Here is a 15,226-nt window from a genome sequence, read left to right on the forward strand (position 1 = left end):
TAAATAATTGCCGGTTTAATTAATAATTAATAATTTCTTTACCCGGCGCATAATCAATGACTTTTAACGGCGCATGTTTTTCAATAAAATTCTTTAATACCTCAGCATCCACTAATCCTGTATTAACATAATTTAGATGATGATTAATTTTCGGGTAACCATCACCACCGAAGGCAATAAAATCTAATGTTGCCATTCGATAATGCTTTTTAACATCTAATGGCTGACCGGCTATTTTAATATCTGTCATTGTGCCATCGTTATGACGAATGAAACTGATATTGTAGAATTGGCCATAAGCCCCCGAGCCTGGCGTCATACTAGCGACGGCGGCTAAATAGTTTTTCACTTCCTGACCGTTAAAATCAACATAGGCTATGTGATTAGCAAAAGGTAAAACCTTAAGCACTTGTCGATAACTGATCTCACCTCGGTCAATAGAATTACGGATCATGCCACTACTCATAACGGCAAAGTCGGCATTTACACGTTCCACTTGCGACGCTAAGATGAGACGCGCTAAATTAGTTTGGCCATAACGAACCTTGTTGCGATCACCTTGTAATCTACCATCTACAAAACCTAATTTGATATCTAATTGTTGACGACCTCTTGCTTGAAAAGAAGAGAGTAATTTCATCATCTCAACATCAGGCGGAATTTCTTGCGTATAAAAAGTTAACTCTGTCGAACCATCTTGGTTGAGCCGTTTCTTCTTTAAATTGATAGGTATAAGTTGATAGTGTTTTAAAATAAATTTGCCATTTTTAAATTCAAAATCAGCCCGCCCAACATATTTACCCCACTCATGAGCCTGCACAATCCAAGTTCCATTTTGGCGATCTGGTATACATAATGTACCGGGCACATAATCATCTTGTTTGTAATTGTTCCGGCTTACGGACATACAAACAGGATCTTGAGAATGACCGCCCACTATCATATCCAGATAGCCTGTTGGTAAACTTCGCGCCATTTTAACATCACCCGGCGCATTAGAACCATGTTCGCCATTGTTATAATGCCCCATATGCGTAGCGGCAATAATGATATCGGGCTTTTCATTAGCACGTAGAGATTGAACCACCATTTTCGCTTCATTGATAGGAGAACGAAATTCTATATCGGAAATTACCCCTGGGTTACCTAACTTAACAGTATCGTCGGTAGTTAAACCAATAACAGCAATCTTAATGCCCTGTTGATTAAAAATTTGATAGGGTTTGAATAATCTCTGACCGGTACTGGTTTGATAAATATTGGCTGACAAAAAAGGAAAAGTTGCCCATTGTTGTTGCTTGCGTAAAATCGTTAACGGCTTATCAAATTCATGATTACCAAGTACCATTGCATCATAACCAATCATATTCATGCCTTTAATATCTGGTTTTGCATCTTGCAAGTCGGATTCAGGCACACCAGTGTTAATATCACCACCAGAAAGCAGTAAAACAATTCCTCCTTCTTTTGCAACTTCGTGACGAATTTCAGCAACTAATGTTTTTTGCGCGGCTAAACCATATTCTCCGTTCTTGTTATGCCAAAAATGACCATGATGATCATTAGTGTGTAAAATTGTGATAGAGTAGGCTTTATCTTTTTGCCATGCAATTGCGGTAGAACTTAATAACAAGCATAAAAATACAATTATCCTACCTAGGGAAGTCGTAAGTGACAATCGCATATCTATCTCCATACCGTTCAAATTTATACCCATTGTATTTCATCGAGCAATTTTTTTTATATCCCTAAAAAATATCTATTTTATTATTCGCTTAATATTTTATCTGATTAATACAACATAAATCGTTCTGGCTAAGACGCAAGATTAAAAATATTGCTAGTTATACTCTCAATCAGATACCAAAATAACAGCTAAATCGCTATTACTAAAAAAATGGTGGATAGTTATTATTTTAGTCCCATCAACCTACTGAAAAAATAATAAAATCATGTCAAACTCATTTTATAATCAATTTTTTTTGCCAAAAATGATGGTAAAAATCACCATTCAAGCAATAAATAATCAATTTATTTTTATTTTTGCAATTATTTTCATCTTGTTAGCATAAATAACTACTATACTTGTTATTTGATACACCATTTTGCTATTTATATGCAAAATATAAAAGTATTAGCTAATGTTGCATATTGTAGAAATGCTTGATAAATACGCTTTGTCATTAACCTTTGGAGACAATTGAAATCGATCCACCATTCATGATTATATTACAAATAAAAAGTATTGAATTAATTAATTCAATCTAAATTTTTTATCATTATCATTTTGTTTTACCCTATCATTACTAAATATGAATAAAAAAAAGAATAATAGTTTATATTATAATATATTATAAAATAATAAATCATAGTTATAATGGTTAATATGATTAATTACTGGGTATTTTTATTAAAAAAAACAACCTATTCTTTTCCTTTTTATCGTTAACCGCTTTTTTATTATTTTAACGTGATTTTTTTAGCGCTTTTTTAGTTAACAGCAGATAAAATAAGCTTGAATTTTACATGACGTATTTCGTCATTCAAAAAAGAGGAGATTTAATGGATCATTCAGCATCATCCCTCATCACAACAATTGTTGGTGGTTTAGCTCTTGCCTATCTGTTTGGTATGATTGCACAACGGCTAAGAATATCACCGTTAGTCGGCTATTTGTTGGCCGGTGTTCTTATTGGTCCATTTACACCAGGCTTTGTTGCAAATACAAATTTAGCCAGTGAACTCGCTGAAATTGGTGTTATATTATTGATGTTTGGTGTTGGTTTACATTTTTCCTTAAAAGATCTTTTAGCCGTAAAATCGATTGCTATTCCTGGTGCTATCGCTCAAATAATTACCGCGACCTTATTAGGTCTAGGTTTAGCCATACTATTTGACTGGGGAATATTTGCTGGAATTGTTTTTGGTCTTTGCCTCTCAACAGCTAGTACGGTAGTACTATTGAGGGCATTAGAAGAACGTCAACTTATCGATAGTAAACGAGGCCGAATTGCTATTGGCTGGCTGATTGTAGAAGATTTAGTCATGGTCTTGACACTAGTATTGCTCCCCGCAATTGCCGGTATTCTTGATAGCAATAACGCCAGTTTTAATGAGCTGGCAATTAAATTAACTTTTACTGTTGGTAAAGTCGCTATCTTTATTATCATCACCCTTTTCATGGGTCGCCAACTCATTCCATGGATGCTAGCCCGTACTGCAGCGACAGGTTCTCGTGAATTATTCACATTAGCGGTTTTAGTACTAGCGCTCGGTATTGCCTATGCTGCGGTAACACTATTTAATGCTTCTTTTGCCCTTGGCGCATTTTTTGCCGGCATGATCCTAAATGAATCTGAATTAAGTCATCGAGCAGCACAAGATACGCTACCTTTGCGCGATGCCTTTGCGGTTCTGTTCTTTGTATCGGTTGGTATGCTGCTAGATCCTATCATATTGATAGAACAACCACTCGCTATATTGGCGGTTTTAGCGATTATTACTATTGGTAAATCACTCGCCGCATTACTATTAGTGAGACTATTTGGTCATAGCAGTCGTACCGCATTAACTATCGCAATAAGTTTGGCACAAATTGGTGAATTCTCTTTCATTCTAGCCGGAATGGGAATCGCACTCAATGTGTTTGATAGCCAAGCGCCAAATCTGGTTTTAGCTGGTGCAATCGTCTCTATTATGATTAATCCATTGCTGTTTAGCTTACTTGACCGTTATCTGAAGAAAACCGAAACAACAGAGGAAGAATTATTAGAAGAAACGCAAGAAGAAGTCGCACAAATTCCTGTTGATATTTGCGGTCATGCCATTATTGTTGGTTATGGTCGTGTTGGCACTATTCTGGCGGAAAAATTACGTCAAAAAGATATTCCGTTGGTCGTTATCGAAAATACACGCGCCCGATTTGAAGAATTAGCCAAAAATGGCTTCCGCTCATTAATTGGCAATGCCGTAAACAAAGCACTAATGAAACTGGCTCGCATAGATTGTGCTCAAACACTCTTACTCACCATTCCAAATGGTTATGAAGCAGGCCAAATTGTCGAGAAAGCTAGATTATTAAACCCAGATATTACAATTATTGTGCGTGCTCACTATGATGATGAAGTTAGATATATTCGTGAACGTGGTGCAAATCATATCGTTGTTGGTGAACATGAAATTGCCAAAACCATGGCTCATTTCCTAGCTAAAAAGAAAACAACTGACTGTACTATTAACAATCATGACGATAATTTATTATCAGGCACTAAAGATTTAGATAAATACTTAAAACCTGATGCTTCTAATTAGCCGATAAAATAAATCAGGAGAAATACTGGCCTTCTCCTGATTTTTATCAAATTACCGTTCCCAATAAGATTCTTCTAAACTATCCTCTTTTTCCGGCAAACTTCGCGTTAATCGTGGTGAATGTTGAATAAGCACCTGATAACTAACTCTATTAGCATATTTACACACCTGTGCTAAGGAAGAATATGTCAGAAAAGGCAGAAAATGCTTCATTGAATTAGAAATATTTAAACGATGAAAACGATTGGCGGTAATATCATGTAATAAAGCGGATAATGCGCCATCACCGGCTCCATTGGTATTCATAATTTTCTCTGGCCCACCCATATAAGGCTTAATATGTGAATAGATCCTAAAAGGCAGCTGACAATCTTTCTTTCTCATCGCACGGCTAAATTCATAACGATTAAATTGCTTAATAGCACCAGATAATAGTGGATGTTGAGTTTTTCTTTTATAAGCTGATTCGGTATAACCTGCCATGTAAAGTCCGTCAACACCGGCGGTACAAAGAACGAGATCAACCCAATCAAGCACTTTGTCGGCAGCTAATAAGGGATCGTTGAACCCTGTCAACTCTAACGCTTCTTCTTCATTCATTGCCACAACAGAAACATATTTAGCGAGAAAATCTTGCCAAAAGGCAGGATCATCGGCAATAACAAATTTAGTGCCCATGGTTAGCACCACTGGCACATCATGTTTTTTGGCATATTCTATTGCTTGCATTGTTGCTGCTGGCATCGGTTCTCCAGGCTGACAACGGACAAGATAAGCGGTAATAACCAGTGCTGATGCTTCTGCAATAATTTGCTCTGGAATGCTCTCAGGACGCAATTGGTTCATTAACCCAGGACTAATTGCAAATGTTCGCTCCCCGTTTTCCGTAATTAAGGTAAAACAGCGACCAATCGGACCATTGACACCTTGTAAATAATTTAAATCCATTCGGCTGGAAGTATGACATAAATAACGATAGGCATAACTACCAATTTGAATGTTATTGCACATCGTACCCAACAACACAGATCTGTTATCAGCTAATAAAGAGTAATTATGTAAAGTATTCCCTATTGTGCCACCAGCAAACTCATGGCTAATAAGATTTTTCTCTGTTAACTCACGGTAAAGTTTTTCAGCGATCGCATCTTCAATAACTAAAGAGTGCCCCTGGCTGAGTTGATAACGCTGAATAAAATCATCATCGACCTTTGCTTCAATATCAACTAGAGTTTGGTCTATACCAACAATATAAGCATGATCGCCTGCGCTATTGATTAACTCTTGACTGGATAATAAGGGATCTCGAAGACTAACAGGGAAATAGTGCTTGGACTTACGTTGACCAGGGAATTTCATAATAGGTAGATTAGCATTAACGAAAGGAGCGAGTCTAACATAATTAACATCATTGAGCAGCAGGAAAATTGCCTGCTGCTTCTTTAAAATGATCTCATCAGACTTTTTGCTTGCGACTATTTACCATATGGCGTAACAAAACATAAATACAACCCAAAATTAAACCAGCTATTCCAGCTAATACTAGCATATAGGTTCGCTTAGGTGCCTGTTGAGCAATAGGTAAAGTTGGCTTTTGCATATATTTCACTGGTTGGAACCAAATATCTTTTGTATCTAGCGCCTGTAATTGTTGGATATATTGTTGACTACTTAACAAGTCAGAATTCGATAATGACAAATCATTACCCTTTTCAATAATGGCCAATTTTTTAGCTAATGCTTCTGAACCTAATGCAATAGGATAATCTGGATCATCTTGAATAAAATTATGCGTAGTTGAAACCGGTTTTTTCAAACCAACAGATTGTGCTATAGCTAATGAATTTTTCAGCCGCTGAATCGCAACCCGATTGGTATTTTCCAAAGTTGCCAGCTCGATAGCATATTTACCTTTAGCATAAACAAGTTGTTGCGCTATTTTTTCATTTAACTCCGCTTTTATTTCTTGCCGTATATTCGAGCCAATATAACGTAAATAGTCAGACAATATATCCTGTGCATCTTGAGCCGTTGCGGCAGTAAATTCTAGGCTTGCTTCTATCGGCCACTCTCGCATATTAGTAGTATTACTGACATTTTTATCTGCGCTATTACTAAAAGTAACTTTGCCAACCGTAATATTATTTATCATATCACGTAAAAGCTGCTGTTCTCTTTCTAACGATTGGGACTCTGAAGATTTAACTAACCGCTGAAAATAGTCGCTACTTTTTAGAAAATTTTCCTGTAACAGCTGCGAACGATAAGCGTCAAGAAACTTTGCATAAACTTGTTGAGCATCAATATTTGTTTCTATATCCAGTACTTTTAACTGGCTAAGGAATTCATTCAGCTTAAACAGTTCTTGAGTAGTAGGTTGAACAATCGAGGCTTCACTTTTCCATTTTTGCGGAGAAAATAGCGACCAGCTAAAAATGGCAGCGGTAAAAACCACAACAAAGATAGTAATCAACAATTTAGATTTATAGAGAATAGAAAAGAGTTCAAATAAATCGATTTCATCATCTTGTTTCATCTTAGCCGAATAAAAAGATGGATCGATCTCAGAGGTTGCATCCAATAATGGTCTATTTGTCATAATTTATAGTTTCTAACCGTCATATTGTTAACAATTAATCACAAATATTCATCTATCTCTATCTTATACAGACTTGAATAGTTAAATAATCAAATAATTCTCATTAATCAAGAAAAGTTTAGTCATAATATTCTACATTTCCAACCTTAAAAAAACATACAAATCACATTTATCAACAATATTCTCATTTTTACAACTATGATATTTAAAGCCAGTAAAATGCCACAAACTATTTAACAAAACCTAATAAAATATTAATCTTTCTAAAAAATAAAAGTAAATAATAAAAACTATTTAAACAATCTAAATACCGTAAAAATTCATTTACCATTTTATACAATAATAATAATCCATATTACCAGTTTAAATATATAATTTTACAATTATTAGATAAAATTAACGATTATAAACAAGCAATTACAGAAAATTTCAAATTTATGATAGTGTTATAATTACTATCATAACTTTTAATTTTAGCTAAAATTCCATTCAAACAATCACTAATCTTACTTTCATTACTGACATAAAATGGTTAGAAATTATTTTAGTTTTATATTAATTAAACATAACATGCTTATTTAGTGAGTTTTAACAAAAATAAATTTTATTTAAAAAGTTAAAATTGATAAACCAGGCTATAGACTATCTCTGATTAATTCGGTCATTAACAGAATATGATTTTCTGAGTCATTAAGTGCAGGTATATACTGATACTTTTCACCACCAGCGGCATAAAATAATTCTTTATTCTGCACCGCAATCTCCTCTAGGGTTTCCAGACAATCCACCGAAAAACCCGGACATAACAGCTGAACATGCTTAACTCCGCTCTTTGCTAAGCTTGCTAAGGTAACGTCTGTGTAAGGTGTAAGCCAGGGTTCACGCCCAAAGCGTGACTGATAAGTCATAATGATTTTATCAGCTGGAAAATCAATTAATTCACTAAATAAACGGGTTGTTAGCTCGCATTGCTGCGGATAAATATCACCTGTCTCTGCGTAACGTTGAGGGATACCATGATAAGAAAGTAATAATCGATCAGGTTTACCATATCGTTCAAAACTTAACTCAACCGACTTTTTTAATGCCTCAATATAATAAGGATGATTAGCATAACTACGAATAAAGTGAAGCCCGGGTATGGTTCGATATTTTTTTAGCGCTCGACAAATCGCATCAAACACTGCCGCTGAGGTTGAACAAGAATATTGCGGATAAAGCGGCAATACAATAATATTTTCAACCTGCTGAATTAATAGTTTATCAATCGCATCTGCAATAGAAGGAGAACCATAACTCATACCCAATTCTACAGGAATAGTGGGAAGTTGTTTTGCCAGTGCAACCTGCTGTTGCAAACTATAACTTAGCAATGGAGAACCGGCTTCTGTCCAAATTGACCGATATAATTTAGCAACTTTTGGTGAGCGTAATGGTAAAATCACTAAATGTAATAGCGGTTTCCAAATCATTCTCGAAATATCAATAACTCTTACATCACTAAGAAATTCTGCCAAAAAACGTTTCACCGCCGCTGGCGTCGGTGCATCAGGCGTCCCTAAGTTAACTAATAAAACACCATACTTCTTAATGCTCATGCCAATTGGCTCCATTTTCATTTAACGCTAACTATTTATAACCTTATCATAACTTATCAAATATTTTCACTTCTACTAATTAGCAATAAATAAAAAAAGGCACCCAAATTGGATGCCTATTTTACCAACTAACAATTAACCTAAAATTTTAGCCAACTCTTCACTGACTTCAGTCACTTTACGGTTACCATCCAATTTAAAGTACTTGGTATGAGCAGCAGCAGCTTCTTGACGATAATAAGCAATTAAAGGCTCAGTTAACTGATGATACTCCACTAACCGCTTGCGAACAGTTTCTTCTTGATCATCTTTACGAATGCTTAATTCTTCACCGGTAACATCATCTCTGTTTGCTATTTTGGGTGGATTAAATTTAATATGATAAACACGCCCCGAAGCCGTATGCACACGGCGCCCAACAATGCGTTCAACAATAATTTCATCAGGTACATCAAATTCCAACACATAATCCACCTTAATGCCCGCATTTTTCATTGCGTCTGCTTGTGGGATAGTGCGAGGAAATCCATCTAGTAAGAAGCCGTTTCGGCAATCATCCTGTGCTATGCGCTGTTTAACTAAAGCAATAACTAATTCATCAGTAACAAGCTTACCGCTATCCATTAATTCTTTCGCTTTTAGACCCAACTCTGTACCTGCCTTTACGGCAGCACGTAGCATATCACCGGTAGAAATTTGTGGAATACCATACTTCTCCATAATGAATTGTGCCTGAGTCCCCTTACCTGCGCCTGGCGCGCCGAGCAGAATAATACGCATTGCGTAAACCCCTTGCTATTTCATTTTTATAATTTGAAAGAAAAGTTACCTTATCATTAGGCATATACATAACTCAAGAAAACAGATAACCATTGAATAATCAAATTATTTTCGTTAAAAAAACAAACCACGTCTTAAAATTACTAAAACGTGGTTTTATGAACAACCTGGTTAATTAAATAAATTTTAGCTCAAAAGTAACTTATTAATACGACGAATAAATTGATTAGGATCTTCCAGGCTACCTTGTTCAACGAACAACGCCTGATCTAATAATACTTCTATCCACTCAGAAAATAAGCCATCATCTGTTAGTTCTGTCGCTTTTTTAACTAATGGATGCTCAGGATTAAGTTCAAAATTATATTTTACTTCCGGCGCTGATTGACCCACCGCAGCAAAAAGTTTTGCCATCTGAGTACTCATATCATTCGCATCGGTCGTCACGATTGCCGGTGTGTCGGTTAAACGATGTGTTAACTTCACCTCCTTCACCCGTTCGCCTAATAATTTTTTCACCCGCTCAACGAAAGGCTCCAGTTTTTTATCTGTCTCTTCTTGCTCTTTCTTATCTTCATCAGCCAGTTTTTCGAGTGACTCATCTGTCTTACTAACAGATTGAAAAGATTTACCTTCAAATTCTGGCAAATAATTCATCATCCACTCATCAATCCGATCAGATAATAATAAAACCTCAATACCTTTTTTACGGAATAGTTCTAAATGTGGGCTATTTTTCGCCGCAGCATAACTATCTGCGGTAATGTAATAAATTTTTTCCTGCCCCTCAATCATTCGACTAACATAATCTTCTAAAGAAACATTCTGTAAATTACTCTCATTATGCGTTGATGCAAAACGCAATAGTTTAGTAATGCCTTCTTTATTGGTTGTATCTTCCGCAGGACCCTCTTTCAGTACTAATCCAAACTCCTGCCAGAATTGTTGATACTGTTCAGGTTCACTTTTGGCTAATTTTTCTAACATCTGCAATGCACGTTTGGTTAATGCGCTACGTAAACTACGAGTGATATCACTATCTTGTAAAATTTCTCGTGAAACGTTTAATGGTAAGTCATTAGAGTCAACTAACCCACGTACGAAACGTAAGTAATTTGGCATAAACTGTTCAGCTTCATCCATGATAAAAACACGATGAACATAAAGCTTTAAACCATGTTTATTATCACGATTCCACAAATCGAAAGGCGCTTTAGTTGGTATATAAAGTAGGCTGGTATACTCTTGCTTGCCCTCTACCCGATTATGACTCCATATCAAAGGATCCGCATAATCATGGGAAACATGCTTATAAAACTCTTTATATTCTTCCGCCGTAATATCATTTTTGTTACGTGTCCATAGTGCCTGGGCTTTGTTAATCTTTTCCCAGATGACCGTATCATCTTCTTCGTTCTTGGCTTCAATTTCCACTGGCAGAGCAATATGATCTGAATATTTGCTGATCACCGAACGTAAACGCCAGTTATCTAAGAATTCCGTTTGGTCTTCACGTAAATGTAAGGTAATTTCAGTACCACGCTCTGCTTTTTCAATATCAGCAACGGTATATTCACCCTCACCCTGAGATTGCCAAAAAACCCCTTTATCAGCAGCCATACCCGCTGCTCGAGTACGTACAGTCACTTTATCTGCAACAATAAAAGCTGAATAGAAACCAACACCAAACTGACCGATTAATGGACTATCTTTCGCTTGTTCGTTACCTAAAGACTGTAAAAAAGCCTTTGTACCAGATTTAGCAATAGTACCTAAATTATCAATAACCTCTTCGCGCGTCATGCCAATACCATTATCACTAATGGTTAAGGTTTTTTTGTCTTTATCAACAGCAATTCTAACTCTTAAATCACCATCATTTTCATAAAGATCCGATTGTGAAAGTGCTTTAAAACGTAATTTATCCGCTGCATCAGATGCGTTTGAAATCAGCTCGCGTAGAAAGATTTCTTTATTGGAATAAAGAGAATGGATCATCAATTGTAATAACTGTTTTACTTCTGATTGAAATCCACGAGTTTCTTGTCCTTTCATACTCATTAAATAGCCTCAATTTTAGAATAATTTTATTGGGTTGAATGGTTATGAAACTCAGATGGGGATATAAATTGAAAATTTCAAGTTCACCGCCGTCAAAAGAGTGTTGACAACCGATATAGTTAACTTTTTCATAAAAAATAAGCAGAGTTTTTAACCTCTGCATAGGTTTACGTATATTACATTTACATTATCAATAATTAATTTTCTGACGGCCAATGATTGAATGTGATAACGTTGTTCCGTCAACCATTTCAAGCTCACCGCCAACCGGAATACCATGAGCAATACGACTGGCCATCACCTGATATTGAGCACATATGCCAGCAATATAGTTGGCCGTCGCTTCCCCTTCAATTGTTGGGTTGGTCGCCAAGATCACTTCTGATACCGTCTCAGTCGCTAACTTATCGGCTAAGTTATCAAGGCCAATATCCTTAGGTCCAATACCATCTAATGGCGACAAATGGCCCATCAAAACAAAATAACGTCCGGCAAACTGCCCCGTTTGTTCAATGGCATAAATATCGGCCGGGCTTTCAACCACACATATTTGGCCCGTTTGTTGACGCCTCGGATTAGTACAAATAGAACAGTGATCTTTTTCAGTAAATGTTCGACAACCCTGACAATGACCGATCTCAGACATTGCACGTGTCAACGCCTGAGCCAATTGCATGCCACCACTACGATCACGTTGCAGAAGATGAAAAGCCATACGTTGCGCCGATTTTGGTCCTACACCAGGCAAACAGCGGAGCGCTTCCATTAAGGATTCAAGAAGGGGGCTCGTTTGCATCAAAATGGCATCTTAAAGCCTGGAGGTAATTGCATGCCATTGGATGCATTAGCCATTTTTTCTTTTTGTGCTTCTTCTATACGACGCGCAGCATCATTAAATGCGGCCGCAATAAGATCTTCTAGCATATCTTTATCATCGGCCATCAAACTAGGATCGATTTCAACCCGACGGCAATTATGCGCACCATTAATGGTTACTTTAACAAGACCTGCACCAGATTCTCCGGTAACCTCCATGTTAGCAATCTCTTCTTGGACTTTCTGCATCTTTTCTTGCATTTGCTGAGCCTGTTTCATCAGGTTACCCAGCCCACCTTTACCAAACATAATATTCTCTCTTTCTAATCTGTTACCAAGATATACTTTAACCTTGCAACATTATACTTAACGGTATGTATTCGACTACACAGGCCGAATACTTTCTTCATCTAACTGTGCATCAAACAGCGTGCGCAAAGTCTGAATGGTTTTATCCACAATAATGGATTGACGAGCCTGTGCTAGCATCTCTTCATAAATTACCTGCCGCCATTCCAAGGGTGTCTTGACGGCCGGATTATCATCTTCGATGATAACCAGTTTTATCGGCTGGCCATATAACTCACATAAGGCTTTTGTTAATGCTTTATGCGCAGGCTCAGTATTCAAATGCCGTTGCGTTGATCGTAAGTGTAAACAGATTTCCGTTTCATTGAACGATTCCTTATAAGCATTCAACGCAAGTTGTTCTATCAATTTTGGCACTTTTAACTGAGAAATTTCAGCCGACCAGTGGTCACGCTCTCGAGCTTCAAGCGCAATTTTATTGGCAAGTTCCGGTGTTCTTTCATATTCCAATGCTTGTTTAATATTGCCAGGCGTTGTTACTCGCTCTATTTTTTGCTCAGAAATATTTTTCGGGCGCCACTGATAAGATTTATCTTGTTGATTTTTTTCATTTTTCTTAATCTGCTTAGGCTGATTTGCAACAGACCGCTGATGCTGCGCAGAAACTGTTGCTAATCGTTCTAACGCCAACATCGCCGACGGCGTTTTTGTCTTCGACGATGTTGTGTCAGGCTTTTTTAACGGTGTTTTCTCTTGCTCTTTTTTTAGTGACGCTTTTGCTTTTAGCAATTGCAAGGTAGGTGTATTAATTAATTTTTCATCTGATGGACTTATCGCTTTATCAATGACTTTTTTTTTATCTTTTATATTAGAGGAGATATCAGTATGACTATCAATATCATTGCCTACGGTAACTGATTCAATTCTATTTGGCGACGACACCAATGAAACTTCAGTATCATTAATACACTTAGGATGAAATGCTAATGCACGTAATAACGTCATCTCAACCCCCATTCGCCTTTCTGGCGCATAGGGAAGCTCTTTACGTCCGACTAATAAAGTTTGATAATAGAGCTGTAAATCCGTTGGCGTAATCAAGCGCGCAAGTAAACATAAACGCTCTTCTATCGGCGAAGCAGTATCTTGCATCTCCACAGGTAAAAGCTGGATCATCGCAATGCGATGAATTAATGATAACATTTCAATCAATACGTTTTCCCAGTCACTGCCCCGCAACGCAATATCTTCGACTAAGGCCATCATTTTTTGACCATCGGCATGTACAATCGCTTCAATGATCGCTAGGGGCTGTTCATCATTCAATATTCCTAGCATTTGACTAACTGAATCGGCCGATACCTGCCCCTGCCCCATGGCAATAGCTTGATCAGTCAAACTTAATGCATCACGTAAACTACCTTCGGCCGCTCTGGCGATTAATTGGCGGGCACGTTTATCACTCGATATTTGCTCAGCCGCTAAAATGCGTTCAAGTTGACTGCTAATTTGGTCAATATCCAGTGTTCTTAAATGAAATTGAAGGCAACGTGATAAAACTGTTATCGGTAATTTCTGTGGATCTGTGGTTGCTAAGAGAAATTTTACATGTTCTGGCGGCTCTTCCAGTGTCTTGAGCAAAGCATTGAAGCTATGACGAGAAAGCATATGAACTTCGTCGATTAAGTAGACTTTAAATCGACCACGCGCTGGTGCATACTGGACATTATCTAGCAGCTCGCGGGTATCCTCAACTTTAGTGCGCGAAGCGGCATCAATTTCAATCAAATCAACAAATCGCCCATGCGCTATCTCAAGACAGTTAACACACTGACCACAAGGATTTTGGCTTATCCCTACCTCACAGTTAAGCCCTTTCGCAAAAAGTCGCGCAATGGTCGTTTTTCCAACCCCGCGTGTACCAGAAAATAGGTAGGCATGATGAAGCCGCTGCTGTTGCAAACCATTTGCCAGCGCGGTCAAAACGTGTTGTTGCCCAACTACATCGGTAAATGTTTGTGGGCGCCATTTACGGGCAAGTACCTGGTAGCTCATGATTCCTATTAGACGTTAAGTATATAGTTTGTTAACCAACATAGCGCTGTTCGCCTAGTCAGCACATTTCGCTAGAAAATTTTATTGATTAATGTCCTGGGAATTCAACCAAATTAAAACAATTGACCCCGTGTTTTTTTAAACGTTCGATACCGCCTAAATCAGGCAAACAGATAATGAATGCCGCTTCATTCACTTTACCTCCAAGCTGCCGGATCAAGCGTACTGTTGCCTCAATCGTACCACCGGTAGCGAGTAAATCATCAACAACTAATACATTGTCTTTAGCTGAAATGCTATCCTTATGGATCTCTAGTGTATCGCTACCATATTCTAGTTCATAATTTTGCCGTAAAGTGGCTCGCGGTAGTTTTCCCTCTTTACGTACTGGCACAAATCCTACACCTAAACGCAAAGCAACCGGTGCCCCAAACAAGAAACCTCTTGCTTCAGTACCAACAATTTTAGTGATACCTTTATTTTTATAATGTTCAACAAGTAGATCAATAGTGGCCTGATAAGCGGCAGGATTATCCAATAACGTTGTAATATCACGAAACAATACACCTGGTATCGGATAATCAGGAATTGTTTCAATACTGTCTTTTATAAATTGTATTTTTTTTTCATTAACCATCATAATTATCATCATAGATAAAATAATCAAACACTACAATCTATGAAAAGTACTATAAAA

11 protein-coding genes are annotated in these 15,226 nt (G+C 37.2%); 1 reads left to right on the forward strand and 10 read right to left on the reverse strand.

What is annotated here, in order from left to right:
- Nucleotides 1-19: 19 nt before the first annotated feature.
- Entirely contained in the window at nt 20-1,684 is a 1,665-nt protein-coding gene (gene ushA / locus QE177_RS11070; protein WP_280549622.1) for a bifunctional UDP-sugar hydrolase/5'-nucleotidase UshA, read from the reverse strand.
- 878 nt (nt 1,685-2,562) lie between these two features.
- On the opposite strand from ushA, the gene ybaL reads away from it, so the two are divergent.
- On the forward strand, nt 2,563-4,311 hold the full coding sequence (ybaL, locus tag QE177_RS11075; RefSeq protein WP_280549624.1) for a YbaL family putative K(+) efflux transporter: 1,749 nt from the start codon (nt 2,563-2,565) through the stop codon (nt 4,309-4,311).
- Between the two features lie 51 nt (nt 4,312-4,362).
- Here ybaL and QE177_RS11080 read toward each other — a convergent pair whose 3' ends face one another.
- From QE177_RS11080 to apt, 9 genes are all read right to left on the reverse strand, one after another.
- The gene (locus tag QE177_RS11080; RefSeq protein WP_280549626.1) at nt 4,363-5,670 is read right to left on the reverse strand and encodes an inosine/guanosine kinase; all 1,308 of its coding nucleotides are present in this window, start codon (nt 5,668-5,670) and stop codon (nt 4,363-4,365) included.
- A 97-nt stretch (nt 5,671-5,767) separates the two neighbouring features.
- On the reverse strand, nt 5,768-6,910 hold the full coding sequence (gene wzz(fepE), locus QE177_RS11085; protein WP_280549628.1) for an LPS O-antigen length regulator Wzz(fepE): 1,143 nt from the start codon (nt 6,908-6,910) through the stop codon (nt 5,768-5,770).
- Nucleotides 6,911-7,545: 635 nt separating this feature from the next.
- Nucleotides 7,546-8,508, reverse strand: coding sequence for a ferrochelatase (gene hemH, locus QE177_RS11090; protein ID WP_280549630.1), 963 nt, complete (start codon nt 8,506-8,508; stop codon nt 7,546-7,548).
- A 135-nt stretch (nt 8,509-8,643) separates the two neighbouring features.
- On the reverse strand, nt 8,644-9,288 hold the full coding sequence (adk, locus tag QE177_RS11095) for an adenylate kinase (RefSeq protein WP_280549632.1): 645 nt from the start codon (nt 9,286-9,288) through the stop codon (nt 8,644-8,646).
- A gap of 186 nt (nt 9,289-9,474) precedes the next feature.
- On the reverse strand, nt 9,475-11,349 hold the full coding sequence (htpG, locus tag QE177_RS11100) for a molecular chaperone HtpG (RefSeq protein ID WP_280549634.1): 1,875 nt from the start codon (nt 11,347-11,349) through the stop codon (nt 9,475-9,477).
- A 190-nt stretch (nt 11,350-11,539) separates the two neighbouring features.
- Entirely contained in the window at nt 11,540-12,145 is a 606-nt protein-coding gene (recR, locus tag QE177_RS11105) for a recombination mediator RecR (RefSeq protein WP_280549635.1), read from the reverse strand.
- Nucleotides 12,145-12,474, reverse strand: coding sequence for a YbaB/EbfC family nucleoid-associated protein (locus tag QE177_RS11110; RefSeq protein WP_026821493.1), 330 nt, complete (start codon nt 12,472-12,474; stop codon nt 12,145-12,147). Before QE177_RS11110 ends, recR begins: the two co-directional genes overlap by 1 nt.
- Nucleotides 12,475-12,549: 75 nt before the next feature.
- Nucleotides 12,550-14,529 (reverse strand): DNA polymerase III subunit gamma/tau, encoded by a 1,980-nt coding sequence (gene dnaX, locus QE177_RS11115; protein WP_280549638.1) that lies wholly within the window; start codon nt 14,527-14,529, stop codon nt 12,550-12,552.
- An 88-nt stretch (nt 14,530-14,617) separates the two neighbouring features.
- Nucleotides 14,618-15,169 (reverse strand): adenine phosphoribosyltransferase, encoded by a 552-nt coding sequence (apt, locus tag QE177_RS11120; protein WP_280549640.1) that lies wholly within the window; start codon nt 15,167-15,169, stop codon nt 14,618-14,620.
- Between the last annotated feature and the right edge of the window lie 57 nt (nt 15,170-15,226).

The sequence above is a fragment of the Arsenophonus sp. aPb genome (assembly GCF_029873475.1).
Lineage (GTDB): Bacteria > Pseudomonadota > Gammaproteobacteria > Enterobacterales > Enterobacteriaceae > Arsenophonus.

Bases quoted from the DNA above. Each gene is read 5' to 3' on its own strand.
- ushA (WP_280549622.1), bottom strand. From the start codon at position 1,684: ATGCGATTGTCACTTACGACTTCCCTAGGTAGGATAATTGTATTTTTA.
- ybaL (WP_280549624.1), top strand. From the start codon at position 2,563: ATGGATCATTCAGCATCATCCCTCATCACAACAATTGTTGGTGGTTTA.
- QE177_RS11080 (WP_280549626.1), bottom strand. From the start codon at position 5,670: ATGAAATTCCCTGGTCAACGTAAGTCCAAGCACTATTTCCCTGTTAGT.
- hemH (WP_280549630.1), bottom strand. From the start codon at position 8,508: ATGAGCATTAAGAAGTATGGTGTTTTATTAGTTAACTTAGGGACGCCT.
- adk (WP_280549632.1), bottom strand. From the start codon at position 9,288: ATGCGTATTATTCTGCTCGGCGCGCCAGGCGCAGGTAAGGGGACTCAG.
- htpG (WP_280549634.1), bottom strand. From the start codon at position 11,349: ATGAGTATGAAAGGACAAGAAACTCGTGGATTTCAATCAGAAGTAAAA.
- recR (WP_280549635.1), bottom strand. From the start codon at position 12,145: ATGCAAACGAGCCCCCTTCTTGAATCCTTAATGGAAGCGCTCCGCTGT.
- QE177_RS11110 (WP_026821493.1), bottom strand. From the start codon at position 12,474: ATGTTTGGTAAAGGTGGGCTGGGTAACCTGATGAAACAGGCTCAGCAA.
- dnaX (WP_280549638.1), bottom strand. From the start codon at position 14,529: ATGAGCTACCAGGTACTTGCCCGTAAATGGCGCCCACAAACATTTACC.
- apt (WP_280549640.1), bottom strand. From the start codon at position 15,169: ATGATGGTTAATGAAAAAAAAATACAATTTATAAAAGACAGTATTGAA.